The 15571-nt window shown below is 64.2% G+C and carries 16 protein-coding genes and 1 pseudogene; 11 read left to right on the top strand and 6 right to left on the bottom strand.

Annotated features, from left to right (window positions below; translation table 11 throughout):
• From FJ424_RS27005 to FJ424_RS26995, 3 genes and pseudogenes are all read left to right on the top strand, one after another.
• Nucleotides 1–675 (top strand): annotated as a pseudogene (locus FJ424_RS27005) (EmrB/QacA family drug resistance transporter); the annotation flags it as partial.
• A gap of 161 nt (nucleotides 676–836) precedes the next feature.
• Nucleotides 837–1115, top strand: a complete 279-nt coding sequence (locus FJ424_RS27000; RefSeq protein WP_140659782.1) for a hypothetical protein — start codon at nucleotides 837–839, stop codon at nucleotides 1113–1115.
• A 220-nt stretch (nucleotides 1116–1335) separates the two neighbouring features.
• On the top strand, nucleotides 1336–1767 hold the full coding sequence (locus tag FJ424_RS26995) for a cupin domain-containing protein (RefSeq protein ID WP_140647696.1): 432 nt from the start codon (nucleotides 1336–1338) through the stop codon (nucleotides 1765–1767).
• 42 nt (nucleotides 1768–1809) lie between these two features.
• On the opposite strand, the gene FJ424_RS26990 is transcribed toward FJ424_RS26995, so the two are convergent.
• Nucleotides 1810–2265, bottom strand: coding sequence for a carboxymuconolactone decarboxylase family protein (locus FJ424_RS26990; protein ID WP_140659781.1), 456 nt, complete (start codon nucleotides 2263–2265; stop codon nucleotides 1810–1812).
• A 181-nt stretch (nucleotides 2266–2446) separates the two neighbouring features.
• On the opposite strand from FJ424_RS26990, the gene FJ424_RS26985 reads away from it, so the two are divergent.
• Both FJ424_RS26985 and FJ424_RS26980 read left to right on the top strand, forming a co-directional pair.
• On the top strand, nucleotides 2447–3202 hold the full coding sequence (locus tag FJ424_RS26985; RefSeq protein WP_140659780.1) for a copper homeostasis protein CutC: 756 nt from the start codon (nucleotides 2447–2449) through the stop codon (nucleotides 3200–3202).
• On the top strand, nucleotides 3202–3711 hold the full coding sequence (locus FJ424_RS26980; protein ID WP_181181740.1) for a GNAT family N-acetyltransferase: 510 nt from the start codon (nucleotides 3202–3204) through the stop codon (nucleotides 3709–3711). The genes FJ424_RS26985 and FJ424_RS26980 overlap by 1 nt, the downstream gene beginning before the upstream one ends.
• A 147-nt stretch (nucleotides 3712–3858) precedes the next feature.
• Here FJ424_RS26980 and FJ424_RS26975 read toward each other — a convergent pair whose 3' ends face one another.
• The 4 genes from FJ424_RS26975 to FJ424_RS26960 all read right to left on the bottom strand — a co-directional run bounded on the left by FJ424_RS26975 (nucleotide 3859) and on the right by FJ424_RS26960 (nucleotide 8861).
• Nucleotides 3859–4881 carry an acyltransferase gene (locus FJ424_RS26975; protein WP_140659779.1) on the bottom strand — a complete coding sequence of 341 codons (1023 nt, stop codon included), beginning with the start codon at nucleotides 4879–4881 and terminating at the stop codon, nucleotides 3859–3861.
• 207 nt (nucleotides 4882–5088) lie between these two features.
• A complete protein-coding gene (locus FJ424_RS26970) occupies nucleotides 5089–5886 on the bottom strand; it encodes a xanthine dehydrogenase family protein subunit M (RefSeq protein WP_140659778.1) in 798 nt (265 codons plus the stop codon).
• A gap of 12 nt (nucleotides 5887–5898) precedes the next feature.
• Nucleotides 5899–8247, bottom strand: a complete 2349-nt coding sequence (locus FJ424_RS26965; RefSeq protein WP_140659777.1) for a xanthine dehydrogenase family protein molybdopterin-binding subunit — start codon at nucleotides 8245–8247, stop codon at nucleotides 5899–5901.
• Nucleotides 8248–8360: 113 nt separating this feature from the next.
• Nucleotides 8361–8861: a (2Fe-2S)-binding protein gene (locus FJ424_RS26960; protein WP_140659776.1), complete on the bottom strand. Its 501-nt coding sequence runs from the start codon at nucleotides 8859–8861 to the stop codon at nucleotides 8361–8363.
• 260 nt (nucleotides 8862–9121) lie between these two features.
• Here FJ424_RS26960 and FJ424_RS26955 point away from each other — a divergent pair, with 260 nt between their 5' ends.
• Together FJ424_RS26955 and FJ424_RS26950 are read left to right on the top strand one after the other, a co-directional pair.
• Nucleotides 9122–10306, top strand: coding sequence for an FIST signal transduction protein (locus FJ424_RS26955; protein ID WP_140659775.1), 1185 nt, complete (start codon nucleotides 9122–9124; stop codon nucleotides 10304–10306).
• Between the two features lie 4 nt (nucleotides 10307–10310).
• Nucleotides 10311–11648 (top strand): hybrid sensor histidine kinase/response regulator, encoded by a 1338-nt coding sequence (locus FJ424_RS26950; RefSeq protein ID WP_140659774.1) that lies wholly within the window; start codon nucleotides 10311–10313, stop codon nucleotides 11646–11648.
• A gap of 10 nt (nucleotides 11649–11658) precedes the next feature.
• Here the strand turns inward: FJ424_RS26950 and FJ424_RS26945 are convergent, their stop codons facing one another.
• Nucleotides 11659–12342: a response regulator transcription factor gene (locus tag FJ424_RS26945; protein ID WP_140659773.1), complete on the bottom strand. Its 684-nt coding sequence runs from the start codon at nucleotides 12340–12342 to the stop codon at nucleotides 11659–11661.
• Nucleotides 12343–12546: 204 nt separating this feature from the next.
• Between FJ424_RS26945 and FJ424_RS26940 the strand changes: the two genes are divergently transcribed.
• The 4 genes from FJ424_RS26940 (at nucleotide 12547) to FJ424_RS26925 (ending at nucleotide 15567) form a co-directional block, all read left to right on the top strand.
• A complete protein-coding gene (locus FJ424_RS26940; protein ID WP_140659772.1) occupies nucleotides 12547–13245 on the top strand; it encodes a fumarylacetoacetate hydrolase family protein in 699 nt (232 codons plus the stop codon).
• Nucleotides 13242–13892, top strand: a complete 651-nt coding sequence (maiA, locus tag FJ424_RS26935) for a maleylacetoacetate isomerase (RefSeq protein WP_140659771.1) — start codon at nucleotides 13242–13244, stop codon at nucleotides 13890–13892. The genes FJ424_RS26940 and maiA overlap by 4 nt, the downstream gene beginning before the upstream one ends.
• Complete coding sequence (locus tag FJ424_RS26930; protein WP_140659770.1) at nucleotides 13882–14355, top strand: DUF4262 domain-containing protein; 474 nt, start codon at nucleotides 13882–13884, stop codon at nucleotides 14353–14355. Before maiA ends, FJ424_RS26930 begins: the two co-directional genes overlap by 11 nt.
• Nucleotides 14356–14526: 171 nt before the next feature.
• Nucleotides 14527–15567 carry a zinc-dependent alcohol dehydrogenase family protein gene (locus tag FJ424_RS26925; protein WP_140659769.1) on the top strand — a complete coding sequence of 347 codons (1041 nt, stop codon included), beginning with the start codon at nucleotides 14527–14529 and terminating at the stop codon, nucleotides 15565–15567.
• The last annotated feature ends 4 nt before the right edge of the window (nucleotides 15568–15571 follow it).

Below are 15571 nucleotides of genomic sequence, written 5' to 3'. Positions count from 1 at the left end.
ACCTTCGACTACACCGCCACCCTTTCCGGTCTGTCGATGATGCCGGGCGGCATCGCCATGCTGATGCTGATGCCGATTTCGGGCCTTGCGGCCGGTGTCGTTCAGCCGCGCTATCTCATCATGATGGGCATGTCGGTGATCGCGGTCGCGCTTTGGCACATGACCTCGCTGACGCCCGACGCCAGCTTCGGTTTCTTCGCCTATGCGCGCATCTACATGATGATCGGCCTGCCGTTCCTGTTCATCCCGATCTCCACCGCCGCCTATGTCGGCCTGCCGCCGCAAAAGACCGACCAGGCATCCTCGCTGATCAATGTCGCCCGCAACATCGGCGGCAGCATCGGCGTGTCGCTGTCCAACACTGTCATCGCCCAGAACGCCCAGTTGCATCAGTCGGTGCTGGTCGGCCACACGGCGCAGTCGAGCGAGGCCTATCAGCAGACTCTCCGCCAGGTGACGGACCATTTCGTCGCCGAGGGCTCGCCTCTGATCGAGGCCAGGCAACAGGCCGTCGGCTGGATCGGACAGGAAATCGGTCGCCAGGCTTCACTGCTCGCCTATGTCGACGTCTTCTTCTATTGCGCAATAGCGACGGCGCTGCTCGTGCCGTTCACCTTGCTGCTCCGGGCGCCGAAGCCCGGGCCTGGCAAACAGCAGGACAGCCCCGCTGTGTGACAGAGCGGCCTGGAGTGTTTCACCGCAACGTGATGCGTGCTCATCAAGCGCCACTCCCGGTAACGACAAAGTGTCCACCCCGCGCTGCGGCTCGGCACGGTGGAGCCTCAGTCCGATGCTAGCCCCCCGCTTGGGGGAAACTCGAAACAATGGAGATCGCAATGAAAGCCGCAGCACGTGTTCTTGCCTCTATCGCTCTCGCGGGATTTGTCACCACCGGAGCCATGGCGGCGATGTCGACAACGACAACCACGCCCGCCGCCACCACGACAACGACCACGGCGCCAACCACGAAGAAGCCGAAAACCGCCATGACGCCCGAAAAGACCGCGATCTCGAAGCAATGCTCGACGCTCGCGGATCAAAAAGGCCTCCACGGCAAGGATCGCGAGAAGTTCCGCTCGGACTGCAAGAAGAACGGCGGCAAGGTACCGAGCTGATCCGCCGGATCACCTTCCCGGCACGTCCCTGATTTCCATCGCACAGCGAAACAGCCGGCCGATCGGCTGAGGCGATGATACAGTACTGAGGCCCCGGCATGTCCGGGGCCTTCACGTCTTCCAGAGCAGCTTAGACCGCAGCGCCCGAAACCTGACGTGCAAAAGGATGCTTGCGCGTCAATTTCCGTCGGGCGATGGTGCGGCAACTTTGGAGGGGACCATGCGCAACATCACGATATCGGCACTGCTGGCGATAGCCACCGTCCATGCGACCGCGGCCAACGCGTTGGACAGCAGCAATACGCCGGTCGTGGTAACGACGTTGGCTTCGAAGACCACGACCGCGTCGGGCCAGCCGATCACGCTGCCGCAGAAGAACGTCGAGGTTCAGGTCTCGTCCTACCAGATCGCTCCGGGGGCGACCTTGCCTGTGCACAAGCACCCCTTCCCGCGCTACGCCTATGTCGAGCAAGGCACGCTCAAGGTGACCAATGTCGAGACCGGTGCTGCCAACACCTACAAGACCGGCGACTTCATCGTCGAGATGATCGGCCAGTGGCATCAGGCCACCAATATCGGTGCCGATCCGGTGAAGCTTCTGGTGATCGACCAGGTCGAGCAAGGCGCCAAGAACACGATCCTGAAACAGTAGCCGGCGAAGCGCCGGCTTCGAAGCGGGCACCCGCCTCTCGCCTCACCCCCAGGCGCCTACCGGTTGCCGCGTGGTGGCGTTCAGCCGGTTGAACGCATTGATCAGCGCGATCTGGATCACCAGGGCGGCGAGCGCCTTGTCGTCATAATGGCGCGCGGCCTCGTCCCATACCTCGTCCGGCACCGCGTCGGAACGATCGGCCAGGCGCGTCGCGGCTTCCGTCAGCGCAAGCGCCGCGCGTTCGGCTTCGTTGAAGTACGGCGTCTCCCGCCATGCCGACACGGCGAAAATCCGCTCGTCCTTCTCGCCGGCCTTCTTCAGCTCACGCGCATGCATGTCGACGCAAACGGCGCAGGCGTTGATCTGGCTGGCGCGCAGATGAATGAGCTTGCGTGTCACATAAGGCACGTCGCCGGCGTCGGTCGACTTGTCGAGCGCCAGAAGCGCCTGCAGTGCGCCGGGAATGAGCATCACCGGGTTCTTCAATCTTGCTTCCATCGCCGGTCTCCTTGGCCAACAGGGCTCGCATCAATCAATAACTTCTCAGTTATGAGTTATCCATAACCTTGCAGTTATGCATTGTCAAGCACCTACATGGCTGGACCGATCGTTGCGGCTTTCGCGGCGACCCGCCCGATGCTAGGGCTGCGCATCTCGTCGAAAGCATGGATGGAAACCGGTGGCGGACACGCAAAAACCCCTGATCGAAATCTGCGTCGAAGGCATCGACGGGCTGCTTGCCGCCCAGGCCGCCGGCGCCGACCGGGTCGAGCTCTGCGCTAGCCTCATCGAAGGCGGCATCACGCCGAGCATGGGCACGGTGCGCGCCGCGCTCGAAAGCGCGACCATCCCCTTTCATGTCATCGTGCGTCCGCGCGGCGGCGATTTCCTCTACAGCGAGGCCGAATACCGCTCGATGCTCGCCGATGTCGAAGCGCTTCGCGAGCTCGGCGTGGCCGGCGTCGTCGTCGGCTGCCTCACCGCCGACGGCGCCATCGACGAAGCGCGCATGAGCGCGCTGGTTGAGGCTGCCGGCCCGCTCAACGTCACCTGCCATCGCGCCTTCGACATGACGCGCGATCCGGTCGAGGCGCTCGAAGCCTTGATCCGCTGCAAGGTCGGTCGCGTGCTGACCAGCGGCCAGCGCGATACGGCGGTCGAAGGTGTCGAGCTTCTGGCGGAGCTCGTTCGCCAGGCGGGCGCGCGCATCATCATCCTCGGTTGCGGCGCCCTCGCGCCCGACACGATCGGCGAGGTGCGCAGGCGGACCGGACTGACCGAGATGCATTTCGCAGCACTGGCGGACGTGCCGAGCGCCATGCGCTACCGCAACCCGAATGTCGGCATGGGCGGCGCCGACCTCGATCGCGAATACCGCAACACGGTGACCGACCAAGCCAAGGTGGCGGCGACGATCGCGGCCGCGAGAGCCTGATGGCGAAGACGATGAGCAAGGAATTGTTGCCGATCGAACAGGTCTCGCCCGCCGATGAGGCCGCCATCCTCGCCCTCAACAACGAGCATGCGGCGGAGTTGTCCTGGCTCGAGCCGGAACGGCTCTCATTCCTGCTCAGCGAAGCATTCTACACCCGCCGCATCGGCGCGCTGGAAGCCTTCATCATGTGCTTCGACCAGGATGCAAACTACGACAGTCCGAACTTCCTCTGGTTTCGCGAGCGCTATCCGCGCTTCGTCTATGTCGATCGCGTCGTCGTGGCCGCGGACGCCCGCGGCCGCGGCCATGCCCGCCGGCTTTATGAGGACCTGTTCGAGCAGGCCCGCCTCGCCGGCCACACCATCGTCACCTGCGAGGTCAATGCCGATCCCCCCAACCCGGCCTCCGACGCCTTCCACGCAGCGCTCGGCTTCGCCGAGGTCGGCGACGCGGTGATCCACGGCGGCAAGAAATCGGTGCGCTATTGGGCGAAGCCCATCGCCGCCTGAACGGCGCTTCCGAACGCTGCTGGCCAGGAAAACAAGCCGCAACTAATATAGCCGCCCCGCTGGCTGGGGGCGACATCATGGCGAGCAATGTCTTCCGCTTCGACGAAAGCTGGGACATCCCCGAAGGCACGCCACAGGAACCTGATCTCACCAGTTGCGGTTGAGCCAGCCGCGTGCGGGTTTTTCGACGATGTAGTAGCTGGCCAGCGCGCAGGCGAATACAGCCGCCAGCATCGGGATCGCTGCGCTCCCCTTCTCATCGACGAATTTGTAGAAAGGCTGCTGCCAGAGATAGAGCGAATAGGACCACAGGCCGAGCATCACCATCGGCCGCGACGACAGCGGCCCCGTCAGGTAGCCGCCGGCGAAGTCGAGCGTGTTGACGGCGAGCGCCAGCAGCGGCACGCTGACAAGATAGTGGATCGTGGTCGGCACCGGATCGAGGAACAGCAACAGGCCGCCAACCGCCGCCGCCAGCGCCACATGCTGGCTTTGCAGGAAAGCCGGCAGGCGCCCGTCGGCCTTGAGCAGGCAGATCGCGGCGGACAGCAGGATCGAGGCGATATGCACGTCGGTCCGCCAGTAGGTGGCCTCGTAGCCCATGCCGAGAACCCCGTACGAAATGGCGCCGTTGGCCATTGCCAGCAGCGCCAGCACGACCAGCAGCCGCACGACGTTCGTTCTTCCGGTAACCACCACGCTGATCAGCGCGAGCAGGATATAGGAATGCTCCTCGACGCAGAGCGACCAGATGTGGTCGAGCGCGCCGGCGCGGGTGATCAGGATGCCGGCGTAATTGTAGGTGAAGGTCAGCGCCGTCAGCGCCGCCTTCCACTTGAAGGCGATGAAGGTTCCGGTCAGGCCGATCATGGCGGCAATCACGAACACCAGCAGCGCGGGATAGATGCGCGAGAAGCGGCGCTTGAAGAATTTCTTCAGCGGAAAGCGCTCGATGAACAGGATTTCGCCCATCAGCCGGCCGCTCAGCACGAAGAAGAACTCGACGCCGAGCACACCGAGATTGAGTCCCGGGACCGGAAAGAAATGGCCGATCAGCACCATCGCGATCGACAGGCCTCGCCAGCCGTCGAGATAGGCCAGTCTTGTCCTGGCTTCCCTGTCGATTGCGGCCCGCGGCAGGACAACGGACGCTGCGGAGATGTCGGTCATACCGTGCCTTCGCAACTCGAGGTCCGGATGCGAAGCGTTGCCCGCGTCTCGGACCGTCTGGTATTCCCGCCGTAGTCATTTTGCAGTGCGGGATATTATTGTGCAAGTGCGAAACCGCGAATACTCAGGTATTCCCGCCAAGTCGTTGCGAATACAAAAGAAAAAGGGGCCGCGAGGGCCCCTTTCCTTCACCCAGGCTGAGAGCGTTCAGGCGTTGGCGGCGGCCACGGCGCGCTTCGCCATCACCGCGATCAGATTGGCGCGGTAGTCGGCGGAGGCATGGATATCGCTCATCAGCCCCTTTGCCGACACTTTGAGGCCGCCGAGCGCCGCGACGTCGAAATTCTTCGCCAGCGCCGCCTCGATTTCCTTGGAGCGGAAAACGCCGTCCTCGCCGGCGCCGGTCACCGCCGCCCTCACGCCGTCCTTGCCCTTGGCCACGAACACGCCGACGATGGCGTAGCGCGAAGCCGGGTTGCGGAACTTCTGGTAGGCCGCCTTGGCCGGAGCGGTAAAGCTTACCGCGGTGACGATCTCGCCTTCCTTCAGCGCCGTCTCGAACAGACCCTTGAAGAATTTGTCCGCCGCGATCTCGCGCTTGTTGGTGACGATCGTCGCGTCCAGAGCCAGCAGCGCGGCCGGATAGTCGGCGGCCGGATCGTTGTTGGCGATCGAGCCGCCGATCGTGCCTTTATAGCGCACCGCCGGATCGCCGATTAGGGATGCCATATGCGCAAGCGCCGGGCAGGCCTTCTTCAGCTTGTCGTCGGTGGAGACGTCGTAATGCGTCGTCGCGGCGCCGATGGTGACCGTCTTGCCGGACACCTTGACGCCTTGCAGGTCCTTCAGCCGCGAGACGTCGACGAGGTCCGAGGGCGCCGCGAGCCGCGTCTTCATGGCGGGGATCAGTGTCATGCCGCCGGAGAGCAGCTTGGCGTCGCCATTCTTGAGTTGCCTGGCGGCGTCGGCGACGGAGGAAGCGCGATGGTAGTTGACGGAATACATGCTCGTTCCTCCTCAGTGCTTCGTCGCGCGGATGGTTGCCCACACCGTCGCGGGCGACGCCGGCATGGCGATGTCGACGACGCCGAGCGCATCGGTGATGGCGTTGATGACCGCCGGCGGCGAACCGATGGCGCCGGCCTCGCCGCAGCCCTTGATGCCGAGCGGATTGCCAGGGCATGGCGTATTCGAGGTCGAGACCTTGAAGGACGGCAGGTCGCCCGCGCGCGGCATGGTGTAATCCATGTAGCTTGCCGTCAGAAGCTGGCCGCTTGAGTCGTAATGCGCGCCTTCCAGCAACGCCTGGCCCACGCCTTGGGCGATGCCGCCATGCACCTGCCCCTCGACGATCATCGGATTGATGATGTTGCCGAAATCGTCCGCCGCGACGAACTGGACGATCTCTGTCGTGCCGGTTTCGGGGTCGATCTCGACCTCGCAGATGTAGCAGCCGGCCGGGAAGGTGAAGTTGGACGGATCGTAGAAGGCCGTCTCCTTCAGCCCGGGCTCCATGCCCGCCGGCAGGTTGTGGGCGGTGTAGGAGGCAAGCGCCACCTGGAACCAAGGCAGGCTCTTGTCGGTGCCCGCGACCTTGACCTCGCCATTCTCGATGACGATGTCGCCCTCGTCCGCTTCGAGCAGGTGCGCGGCGATCTTCTTGGCCTTGGCCTCGATCTTGTCGAGGGCCTTGACGATAGCTGACATGCCAACGGCGCCGGAACGCGAGCCGTAGGTGCCCATGCCCATTTGCACCTTGTCGGTGTCGCCATGCACGATCGAGACCGAGTCGATCGGCACGCCGAAGCGCTGGGTGACCAGTTGCGCGAAGGTCGTCTCATGGCCCTGGCCATGGCTGTGCGAGCCGGTCAGCACCTCGATCGTGCCGACGGCATTGACGCGCACCTCCGCCGATTCCCAGAGGCCGACACCGGCGCCGAGCGAGCCGACCGCCGACGACGGCGCCAGGCCGCAGGCCTCAATGTAGCAGCTCATGCCGATGCCGCGCAGCTTGCCCTGCTTAGTGGCGTCGGCGCGGCGCTTGGTGAAGCCGGCATAGTCGGCGGCTTTCATCGCCGCATCGAGCGAAGCGTTATAATCGCCAGCGTCATAGGCCATGATCACCGGAGTCTGGTGCGGGAAGGACGTGATGAAGTTGCGGCGTCTGAGTTCCGCCGGCGGCACGCCTAGCTCGCGCGCCGCGGTTTCCATCATCCGCTCGAGCACGTAGGTGGCCTCCGGCCGCCCTGCCCCGCGATAGGCATCGACGGGCGCGGTGTTGGTATAGACGGTGCGCACATTGGCGTGGATCGCCGGGATGTTGTACTGGCCCGACAGCAGCGTGGCATAGAGATAGGTCGGCACGCAGGACGAGAACAGCGACATGTAGGCGCCGAGATTGGCTATCGTGTCGACCTTCAGACCGGTGATGCGGTTGTCCTTGTCGAAGGCCATCTCCACCGTCGAGACATGGTCGCGGCCATGCGCGTCCGACAGGAAGCTTTCGGTGCGGTCGGCGACCCATTTGACGGGAACGCCGGTCTTCTTCGATGCCCACAGGCAGACGATCTCTTCCGGATAGATGTAGATCTTGGAGCCGAAGCCGCCGCCGACATCGGGCGCTATCACGCGCAGCTTGTTTTCCGGCGCGACATTGTAGAAGGCGCTCATCACCAGCCGCGCGACATGCGGGTTCTGCGACGTCGTCCAGCAGGTATAGTGGTCCTCCGCCTTGTCGTAGTGCCCGAGAGCCGCGCGCGGCTCCATCGCATTCGGCACCAGCCGGTTGTTGACGATCTTCATGCGCGTGACATGGGCCGCCGACCTGATCGCCGCGTCGGTCGCCTTGCCGTCGCCGAGCTCCCAGTCGAAGATCAGGTTGTTCTCTGCCTCGGCATGGACCTGCGGCGCTCCGGGTTGGATGGCCTTGGTGGCGTCGACGACGGCCTTCAATTCCTTGTAGGTGATCTCGACCGCTTCCGCCGCGTCGCGCGCCTGGCCCTTGGTGTCGGCGATCACGATGACGACCGCGTCGCCGACATAGCGCACCTTATCGACGGCCAGAGGCGACCATGCGCCCATCTTCATCGGCGTGCCGTCCTTGGAATGGATCATCCAGCCGCAGATCAGGTTGCCGATGCCGTCGGCCTTGAGCTCCTTGCCGGTGAGCACGCCGACGACGCCGGGCATCGTTTGCGCCTTTTTCACATCGATCTTCTTGATCTGCGCATGCGCGTGCGGACTGCGCACGAACACGGCATGTTTCATGCCGGGGACCACCATGTCGTCGACATAGCGGCCGCCGCCGGTGATGAACCTCTTGTCTTCCTTGCGCGCCACGCGGGCGCCGACGCCTTCGATACCCATTTGCGGAAATTCCTCCGGAATTAAGGGAATAGGCAGTAGGGGGTTAGGCAGTAGTGAGGGGCTCGCGGTCGTATCGCCGTTTGCCTTATTCCCTATTGCCTACTGCCTACTCCCTAAGCTGCCTGTCTCGCCCTGCCCTTGGCGCCCTTCGCCATCGCCTCCGATGCGGCGAGGATCGCCTTGACGATGTTGTGGTAGCCCGTGCAGCGGCAGATATTGCCTTCGAGCTCGGCGCGCACCGTCGCCTCGTCGAGGCCCTCGGGATGGCGCGCGATCATGTCGGTCGCCGCCATGATCATGCCCGGCGTGCAGAAGCCGCATTGCAGCCCGTGATGCTCCTTGAACGCGGCCTGCACTGGATGCAGCTCGGCCCCGTCGGCGAGCCCCTCGATGGTGACGATGGTCGAGCCAGAGGCCTGCGCGGCCAGCATGGTACAGGACTTCACCGCTCGGCCGTCGACATGCACGACGCAGGCGCCGCATTGCGATGTATCGCAACCGACATGCGTTCCGGTGAGTCCGAGATGTTCCCTGAGGAAATGCACCAGAAGCGTTCGGTCCTCGGCGTTCCCGCTGACCCGCCTCCCGTTCACAGTCAACGACACGTCCGACATGCAACCTCCCTGGGTATCAACCTTGGTCATTGCCGAATGCCGCGCTTGTGCTTCGGCAGTGCGTTATTCGGGTAGCGTACAACGGGCAAAACAGCGCTGCCAGCGCCGGTTCCATTGTACTTTCGATCATGGCGAAAGCTATGTGCAGCGCAGCAACCGGCCCCATTGCCAAAACCGGGATTGAAGGCAAAGATGCCTTCGACGCGAAGCGTGCCTGACACGCATAAGAAAAGACACGCACAAAACAGCGTTGGAGGAAATTGCGGAGACGGCAGCTGGCCAGTTCGAGCACACGCTATGCATCGGGCCTTTCGGCGCTCACCACGGATGAGCCCGACCCGAATGCCTTTGCGCGCGCCATCGCGGCCGAAGCGGTGGCCGTCGACGCCGGCTTTGCGCTTCTGTTCTTCTCCCAAAGCCTGGTCGACGCGGCGGCGCTCGCGCAAGCGCTGAAGGTCCATGCGCCGTCGCTCCCCTATGCCGGCTGCTCGACCGCCGGCGAAATCACGCCGCAGGGACTGGAGGAAGGGCATGCCCTTGCCCTGCTTTTGCCGTCGGCCTCGTTTTCGACCGTCAGCACCATGGTCGAGAACCTCTCCTCCTCCGGCATGGACGGGATCACCGGCGAGGTCGTGGAACTGCGGCGCCTGCTGCGCTGCCGCGCCGGCCAGGAACGGGCGAAGAGCGTCTTCGCCCTCTGCTTCATCGACGGGCTTTCCTATGCCGAGGAAGCGGTGACCTCGGCCATCCACTGGGGATTGGACGACATCCCGCTGATCGGCGGCTCGGCGGGCGACGACCTGAAATTCGAGACGACCAGCCTGATTTCGAACGGCAAGGTCACGTCCGACAGCGCCATCATCGTGCTGGTCGCGACCGAGATCCCCTTCCACGTCTTCAAGACCGACAATTTCATTCCGACCGACGAGAAGCTGGTGGTGACGTCGTCCGACCCGGACCATCGCATCGTGCGCGAATTCAACGCCACCAACGCGGCGGAGGAATACGCGGCCTCGGTCGGCACCGTGGCGCAGGCGCTGACGCCGCTAAGCTTCGCCTCCCATCCCGTCGTGGTGAAAGTGGCCGGCGAATATTACTGCCGCTCCATCCAGCGCATGCATGTCGACGGCTCGCTGTCGTTCTTCTGCGCCATCGACGATGGCGTCGTTTTGTCCATCGCCCAGCCGAAGAACATGGTGGAAGCGACGCGCGCCGCGTTGCAGGATGCCGAACGCAAGCTCGGCGGCATCGACATGATCCTCGGCTTCGACTGCGTTCTGCGCCGGCTCGATGCGCGCAACCGCCAGGTTTACCGGGACATTTCGGAGCTCTACCGGACCAACAAGGTCATCGGCTTCGGCACCTATGGCGAGCAGTACCGCTCGATGCACCTCAACCAGACCTTTACCGGCATCGCCTTCGGCGAGCCCCAGGCAGCCGAGTAGCGAGATGCCGCTTCGCGACATCAACGACCTCGAAAGGCTGAAGAAGATCAACGCGGCCCTCGTCAGCCGCGTCGAGCGTTCGATGGACCAGCAGGGCAATGCCTTCTCGCTGTTCCAGACCGCCATCTCGCTGGAAAACCGGGTGCGCAACCGCACCGAGGAACTGCACGCGACGCTGCGCCGGCTCGAACAGTCGAACATCGACCTCAGCGAGGCGAAGGAGAACGCCGAACTGGCGAACCTCTCCAAGACCAGGTTCCTCGCCGCCGCCAGCCACGACGTCCTGCAGCCGCTCAACGCCGCGCACCTGTCGGTCTCGGCGCTGGCCGAGGTCCAGGCCAGCGAGGAAGGCAGGAAGCTTGTCCGACAGGTCGAGCGCTCGCTGGAGACGATGGAAGACCTCTTGCGCACGCTGCTCGACATCTCGAAGCTCGACGCCGGGGTGGTGCAACCGGAAGTCGTCGACGTCAGCCTGGAGGCGCTGTTTTCCTCGCTGCGCTCGGATTTCCTGCCCGAAGCGGAAAAGAAAAGCCTGTCGCTGAAATTCAGGCCGGTGAACGTGGTGGTGCGCTCCGACCGCACGCTGCTCAGGCGCATCCTGCAGAACATTCTCTCCAATGCGCTGCGCTACACCCGCTCGGGCGGCGTGCTGGTCGGCACCAGGCATCGCGGCGACATCATCCGCATCGACGTCGCTGACACCGGCTGCGGCATTCCCGAGGACCAGCGTGAGGCGGTGTTCGAGGAATTCCACCGCGGCACCTCGACGCTTAACAATGCGGAACTCGCCGGCGGGCTTGGCCTCGGCCTCGCGATCGTGCGCCGCATGGCGGCGGCACTCGGCCACCCCATCACCTTTTCCTCGAAGGTCGGGCGCGGCACCATCTTCCATATCGACGTGCCGGTCGGCATGGCCACGGCCGAGCCGGCGATGGCCGCCGCCGACATGGAGCGGCCGCGCGGTTACGGCCTGTTCGGCACCAGGGTGCTGCTGGTCGAGAACGACATGGACGTGCTCTCGGCCATGACCTCGCTGCTCGAGCGCTGGCAATGCCTGGTGCGCGCCGCCACCTCGACCGACGATGCGCTCGACCTGCTCGGCGACACCGCCTGGGTGCCCGACATCATCATCGCCGACCAGCATCTCGACGGCGGCGACCTCGGCACCTCAACGATAGCCGAAGTGCGCGACTATCTAGGCCGCCCGGTGCCCGCGCTGATCGTCACCGCCGACGGCTCCGAGCTCGTTGCCAAAGCGGCGCGAGCAGCCGGCATCGAACTGATGCGCAAGCCGCTAAAGCCTGCGCAATTGCGTGCGCTGCTGGCGCATCTTCTGGCTTAGAAATGCCGCCTCAAAACCCGGCCTGGTCCCGAAACAGCTCCGCATTGTCGAGCTTCGACACCTCGATCACCGCTTGCGTGCGGCTGTAGACGTTGAGCTTGCGCAATATCTCCGAGACATGCGCCTTGACGGTGGTCTCGCCCACCTGCAGCTCGTAGGCGATCTGCTTGTTGAGCATGCCCTGGCGCAACATCTGCAGCACCCTCAGCTGCTGCGGCGTCAGCCTGGCCAGGCGCTGTACCATGTCGGCGCGGTCGGTGCTGTCGGGATCGAGCGGCTGGCCCTCGTAATTTTCCGGCACATAGACCGCTCCATCCATCACCGAGCGGATGGCGGCGGCAAGATCGCTCTTTCGGGCCGATTTCGGGATGAAGCCGGCGGCGCCATAGGACAGCGCCTCGGAGATGATCTTCGGCTCCTCGTAGCCCGACACGATCACCACAGGCAGCCGCGGATAACGGGTCCTCAGCTGCAACAGCCCCTCGAAGCCATGCACGTCGGGCATGCTCAAATCGAGCAGCGCGAGGTCGAACGGCTTGGCATCGGCAAGAAGCTCGATCGCTTCCGCGATCGAGCGCGCCTCGACCGTATCGACATCCGGATAGGCCATCTGCACGGCGCTGTGCAGCGCCTCGCGAAACAGCGGGTGGTCGTCGATGATCAGGAAGCGGGCGCGATCGCTGACGGAGGTCATTGCACGGGTTCAGGCTTCGGTTCGGTTTCAGCCGGCACAGGATAGTCCCGTGATCATGGCCAGATTATTGGCAAATAGTACACGCCCAATGGTACGGCGCATTGTCACTGAAACGACAGGTCGATGTGCTGGGACGTCTAGTCTTGCCCGCGGGTCGAAATCGGCCGAAGGTGCGGGCGATTCATGCCAGCACAGAGAAAAATCATGCCAGAATTCGTCCTTCCGCCGCCGACGATTGCTTCGGTTGCCGTCGCGGACTCGGCAGAGCGGTTTGCCGTGCGCCGCATCTTCTGCGTCGGCCGCAATTACGCCGCGCATGCGCGCGAGCTCGGCAATGACGAGCGCGATCCACCCTTCTTCTTCACCAAACCGGCCGACGCGGTGGTCGACAGCGGCGCCGAGATCCCGTACCCGCCGCTGACCTCGAACCTGCACCACGAGATCGAGCTGGTCGTCGCCATCGGCGAGGCCGGTTTCCGCATTCCGCGCGCCGAGGCGCTCGCCCATGTCTGGGGCTATGGCGTCGGCGTCGACCTCACCCGCCGCGACCTGCAGGATCAGGCGAAGAAAGCAGCCCGTCCCTGGGACTGGTCGAAAGCTTTCGACCAGTCGGCGCCTTGCGGCCCGCTGGTTCCAGCCGCGAAATCAGGACATCCGGGGAAAGGCCGTATCTGGCTTGCCGTCAACGGCGCGGTGAAACAGGACGGCGACCTTGCCGAGCTGATATGGCCGATCGCCGACATCGTCTCGATTTGCAGCGAGGCGGTCGAGCTTCGGCCCGGCGACCTGATCTTCACCGGCACGCCGGCCGGCGTCGGAGCGGTCCAGGCGGGCGACAGGATCACCGGCGGCGTCGACGGCATCGGCGAGATCACGGTGGCCATCGGGCAGCCGAGGCGATGAGCGACCTCGTCCTTCACAACTACTACCGCTCCTCCACCTCCTACCGGGTGCGGATTGCGCTGGAGATGAAGGGGCTGGACTACACTTATGTGCCGCATCATCTGCGCCACGGCGAACATCTCGAGCCCGCTTATCTCGCGGTGAACCCGCAAGGCCTGGTGCCGGCGCTGGTGTTGGACGGCGGCACGCTTTTGACCCAGTCGCTGGCGATCATCGAATATCTCGACGAAATCCGGCCGGAGCCGCAACTGCTGCCGAAGGATGCGCTGGGCCGGGCGCGGGTGCGGATGCTGGCGCAGATGATCGCCTGCGACATCCACCCCGTGAACAATCTGCGCGTGCTGACCTCGCTGCGCACCTTGTTCGGTGCCGGCGACGAGGACGTCGTCAACTGGTTCCGGCATTGGGTGAATGAAGGTTTCCAGCCGCTTGAGAAGATTCTGGCTTCGTCGCCCGAGACCGGCGCGTTCTGCCATGGCGACACGCCGGGCCTGGCCGACATCTGCCTCGCCGCCCAGGTGACCAACAATGCCCGCTTCGGCATCGACATGGCCTCCTATCCGGTGATCGCGCGCATCAACGCCGTCTGCATGGCGCTGCCGGCGTTTCAGAAGGCTGCGCCGCAGAACCAGATTGATGCCGAGTAGGGAAGCCAAAGACGCCGAGGAGGCCAAGGCACTCGCCGACATCGAAGAGTACGGCTGCCACATTCTCTATGTGCTGGAGGAGGACGAGCATCCGCCATTCGCATACTCGGTCGGGATAGAGCACAATTTTGGCGTCCCTGAATTGGTCGTTATCGGGCTCAAGCCGGACCTTTCGCTAACCATCATCAACGAGTACTGCAGACGCGTGCGCGGCGGCGAGAGGTTCAGCGTCGGTGCGCGGGCGTTGGGTTTCCTGGGAGGAGGCTTCGATTGTCAGTTCGGTGCGGTCCATCCCGATCACTACCTGGAATATTTCGGTTGGGACATATGGTTCTACGACGGGCCGGATTTCCGGATCGTGCAGCTTATCTTTCCGACAACTTCCGGGATTTGGCCGTGGGATGTCGAGGCTGATGAATGGTTTCGCGAACGGCAGCCGCTGCTCGATACTCCGCCGCCATAACTAGCGCCCTACCCTCACCGTCGCGGCCCAGAACGCCAGCGCCGCTGCCGCCAGCAACCGGAGTAACTGATCAGTCCGCCAGTCGCGGCCCTGGCAGAATCGATTTCCGGCCGACCGGCGGTGGAATCGGCTATCGTCAACTCAAAACGCACCAACGGTGGGAGTTTGCCGATGAAAGCCGTCGTGTTCGAGAAATTCGGCGAGGCGCCGACGATCCAGACCGTGCCCGATCCGAAGCCGGCCGCCGACGGCGTCGTCATCAAGGTCGAGGCGACCGGTCTTTGCCGCAGCGACTGGCATGGCTGGATGGGCCATGACGACGGCATCACGCTGCCGCATGTTCCCGGACACGAGTTGGCGGGCGTCGTCGTCGCCGCCGGCAAGCAGGTCAGCCGCTGGAAGGCCGGCGACCGCGTCACGGTGCCCTTCGCGGTCGGTTGCGGCCGTTGCTTCGAATGCACGTCGGGCAACCATCAGGTCTGCGAACACCAGTCTCAGCCGGGCTTCAACGCCTGGGGCTCCTTCGCCGAATATGTCGGCATCGAGCATGCCGACACCAATCTCGTGCGCCTGCCGGAAGAGATGGAATTCGCTACCGCCGCCAGCCTTGGCTGCCGCTTCGTCACTTCGTTCCGGGCCATCGTCGACCAGGGCCGGGTTACGCCCGGCGAATGGGTGGCGGTGCATGGCTGCGGCGGCGTCGGCCTGTCGGCGATCATGATCGCCAGCGCCATGGGCGCCAATGTGATCGCCATCGACCTCACCGAGGAGAAACTGGAATTTGCGAAGAAGATCGGCGCGGTGGCGACGATCAACGCCTCGACGACGCCGAACGTGGTCAAGGCGGTCAAGCAGATCACCAATGGCGGCGCGCATATGTCGATGGACGCGCTGGGACACCCGACCACGTCCTTCAACTCGATTGCCAACCTGCGCCGGCGCGGCCGCCACGTTCAGGTCGGCCTGATGCTGGGCGAGCACGCCCGGCCGCAGGTGCCGATGGACAAGGTGATCGCCTTCGAGCTCGAAATCCTCGGCAGCCACGGCATGCAGGCCTACCGCTATTCCGCGATGATGGAGATGATCCGCACCGGCAAGCTGAAGCCCGAATTGCTGGTGGGCAAGAAGATCAGCCTCGAGGAGGCGCCCGCCGCGCTGATGGCCATGGGCGGTTTCGAAGGCATCGGCATCGGGGTGGTGACGAAGTTCTGAGCAA

The organism is Mesorhizobium sp. B3-1-8 (assembly GCF_006439495.1).
Taxonomy (GTDB): domain Bacteria; phylum Pseudomonadota; class Alphaproteobacteria; order Rhizobiales; family Rhizobiaceae; genus Mesorhizobium.
Note: the sequence above shows the minus strand (reverse complement) of the source record. Positions and strands in the feature narration are given on the sequence as shown.

Bases quoted from the DNA above. Each gene is read 5' to 3' on its own strand.
- FJ424_RS26945 (WP_140659773.1), bottom strand. From the start codon at position 12,342: ATGACCTCCGTCAGCGATCGCGCCCGCTTCCTGATCATCGACGACCAC.
- FJ424_RS26975 (WP_140659779.1), bottom strand. From the start codon at position 4,881: ATGACCGACATCTCCGCAGCGTCCGTTGTCCTGCCGCGGGCCGCAATC.
- FJ424_RS26995 (WP_140647696.1), top strand. From the start codon at position 1,336: ATGCGCAACATCACGATATCGGCACTGCTGGCGATAGCCACCGTCCAT.
- FJ424_RS26965 (WP_140659777.1), bottom strand. From the start codon at position 8,247: ATGGGTATCGAAGGCGTCGGCGCCCGCGTGGCGCGCAAGGAAGACAAG.
- FJ424_RS27000 (WP_140659782.1), top strand. From the start codon at position 837: ATGAAAGCCGCAGCACGTGTTCTTGCCTCTATCGCTCTCGCGGGATTT.
- FJ424_RS26925 (WP_140659769.1), top strand. From the start codon at position 14,527: ATGAAAGCCGTCGTGTTCGAGAAATTCGGCGAGGCGCCGACGATCCAG.
- FJ424_RS26930 (WP_140659770.1), top strand. From the start codon at position 13,882: ATGCCGAGTAGGGAAGCCAAAGACGCCGAGGAGGCCAAGGCACTCGCC.
- FJ424_RS26990 (WP_140659781.1), bottom strand. From the start codon at position 2,265: ATGGAAGCAAGATTGAAGAACCCGGTGATGCTCATTCCCGGCGCACTG.
- FJ424_RS26940 (WP_140659772.1), top strand. From the start codon at position 12,547: ATGCCAGAATTCGTCCTTCCGCCGCCGACGATTGCTTCGGTTGCCGTC.
- FJ424_RS26950 (WP_140659774.1), top strand. From the start codon at position 10,311: ATGCCGCTTCGCGACATCAACGACCTCGAAAGGCTGAAGAAGATCAAC.
- maiA (WP_140659771.1), top strand. From the start codon at position 13,242: ATGAGCGACCTCGTCCTTCACAACTACTACCGCTCCTCCACCTCCTAC.
- FJ424_RS26960 (WP_140659776.1), bottom strand. From the start codon at position 8,861: ATGTCGGACGTGTCGTTGACTGTGAACGGGAGGCGGGTCAGCGGGAAC.
- FJ424_RS26980 (WP_181181740.1), top strand. From the start codon at position 3,202: ATGGCGAAGACGATGAGCAAGGAATTGTTGCCGATCGAACAGGTCTCG.
- FJ424_RS26970 (WP_140659778.1), bottom strand. From the start codon at position 5,886: ATGTATTCCGTCAACTACCATCGCGCTTCCTCCGTCGCCGACGCCGCC.